The sequence below is a fragment of the Shewanella sairae genome (assembly GCF_023283535.1).
Lineage (GTDB): Bacteria > Pseudomonadota > Gammaproteobacteria > Enterobacterales > Shewanellaceae > Shewanella > Shewanella sairae.
Map to the genome: position 1 here is coordinate 1 of NZ_JAKILT010000132.1, position 2,723 is coordinate 2,723.

General features: G+C 45.3%; 1 protein-coding gene. It reads left to right on the forward strand.

Annotated elements, in window-relative coordinates:
- Positions 1-2,723: AAA family ATPase (locus tag L2748_RS23405; protein ID WP_248957798.1), on the forward strand; the 2,723-nt coding region annotated here is incomplete at both ends.

The following is a 2,723-nucleotide window of genomic DNA, read 5'->3' on the forward strand; positions in this document are numbered from 1 at the left end:
CTGAGCAACGAGGAGCGTAGCCAAACGCAAGTTTTAGCAACTAACCAGACCGACAGCAAACACCTTAACACGCTCATTCGTGACACCTTAGACAAGCAAGGTCAATTAAGTGAAAAGCGCCTTGAGATAGACACGCTTAACCCTGTGTTTATGAGTAAGGAGCAACAAACGATGGCGAAAAGCTACAAGGCTGGCATGGTACTCACGGAGTTTGGGAACGGTAAACGTCAACGCTTTACCGTCACTAATGTACTAGATGGCGCAAACTCATTACAGCTTGTGAATGAGCAAGGGGAAAAGAGTAGCGTCAACATGGACAGCAAGCGCTCATTCATGGTGGCCTCACCTGCTAAGCTAGAAATCGCTAGAGGCGATAAATTGCAAGTGAACGCCAATGTATTCGGCACAGAGTTAAAACAAAATGACAGCATGACCGTTGAAAAAATTAACTGGTTAGGGGTGCAGTTCAAAAGTGACGATGGTTCGCGCCATGTGGTCACGAAAGAGCAATTACACCAAAGCGCCCTAACCTATGGCTACGCCAATACCATTAGCCAGGCAAAGAGCGACAAAGCGGTCACACTGGTTGATATGACAAGCTTTACCGCTTCAAAAGAAACCTTGCACGATTTACTCAGTACTGACACCAAGCAGCTTCATTTCTTCACTGAAAACAGCAGCAAGCTTGAGCATAAACTCGATAAATCCAATATTCAGCCAACCGCCATATCGCGGGTACTTCACGCTGACAACGCCATTGAGAAGTATGTCAATGCACAAACCAGTAAAGCCTTATTGAATGATGTGTCAATCGCACTGAACAACATTGGTGAACGTCATATTGATAAAGGCATTGTCCATGATGCGGTGCAATTTGCGCTTAATCATATCAGCGAACAAAAGGCGGGATTTACTCACACAGAGTTAGTCACCCAAGCCATGACTTACGCCACTGAGGAAAGAGGCATACCAATCCAGCAACACGAGATTAAGCAGCAGCTCGATACACTGGAAAAGAACGGCACAGTATTTAGCGCTGAATACCACGACCAAACCCGCTGGACGACAAAAGAAAGCCTTGAAACTGAGCAGCGGATTTTAAACACGATTGCAGAGGGTAAAGACACTCAAGCGCCTTTAGTCACTGAAAAGGTCGCCCGTGACTTCTTAGCCACACAAACCCGCATGACTGACGGCCAAAAGGACAGCATAACGTTAATCACCACAACCAAAGATCAATTTGTTGGCATACAAGGATTCGCGGGTACAGGTAAATCAACCATGCTTGAGCAAGGCATAAGCCTGGTGAACATGGCACAAACCTTATTTGACGACAAAACCCAATTTATCGGCCTTGCCCCCACACATGCTGCCGTGAACGAATTGAAAGATAAGGGGGTCAAAAGCCAAACCACACAATCCTTACTGCAAGACTACAAAACGGGGGCGCTTGAACCCTCACGCCTGAGTAACACTGTGTTTCTCTTAGATGAAAGCTCGATGTCGTCAAACAAGCAACTTGATAGCTTTACCGAATTGGCTAAAGAGTCGGGGGCAAGAGTGGTTATGCTCGGTGACATACATCAGTTGCAATCCAAAGAAGCGGGCAAACCGTTTGAATTGGCCTTTAGTAAAAAAGTCATGCAAACCACGGTGATGAAAGACATTGTGAGACAGCAAAATGAACCTACCCTCAATGCAGTAAAGCATGTGATTGATAAACAGGTTCACTCAACCCTTGATGCACTGAAAGAGCAACTACCACTACCTGTAGAGCAATACTTACCTGACACCAAACAACCCAAAGACGAAATCGACCAGAAGCCGACTTCAATCAACAAAAGCCAAAACGTGATCTCAACTTTTGAAACCGTGACGGGGGATTATAAAAAAGACAGCATACTGGCTACTGAAAAACTGTATGTAGAAGCAACCGCTGAATACTTATCAAGAACCCCTGAAAGCCGCGCTAATACGTTAGTCATTGCCTATAGTCATCGAGAGCGTGATCTCTTAGCGGGCATGATCCGTGAGGGCTTGCAAAAGACCAATGAGTTAAGCACCGATGAACAACAGGTAACAAGACTACGAAGCGTTGGCGCAACTCAAGAGAGCCTTAAAACCATGATGCCATATAAAAAAGGCATTGTGATCAATACAGGTAAAGAGGATTATTTTGAAATTAGCCATGTCAACAAGGCGCACCAGTTCTTAGAGGTCGTCAACATGCACACAGGCGAAAGCAGTGTGTTTATTCCCAAACACCACGATCACAGCATGACAACCCTGTGGAACAAGGACAATAAACCGTTAGCCATTGGTGATGAAATTACCTGGCGTAAAACCGATAAGAGCTTGGCACTGCAAGGTAATACAGAGCTAACCGTCACAGCCTTAGACAATAAGACCATGACCGTGACAAGCACGAACGGTAAAGAGATCCCGTTGCCAAGGGATAACATGCAAAGCAGCCATTGGGATTACCGCTACACACGCACCGCAGATATGGCACAGGGCGCAACCTTTAAAAACGTCATTACCGTTGTTGATGCCAACGCAAAACTCACCAATATTCGCCGTGGTTACATTGATATTTCGCGTGCATCTGAGCACGTAAAACTATTCACCAACCATGAAAGTTCACTTATCAAATCGTGGATAAACAACAAAGATGATAATACGTCTGCGATTGAAACCTTAGAGAAACCCGATATGCACCATAC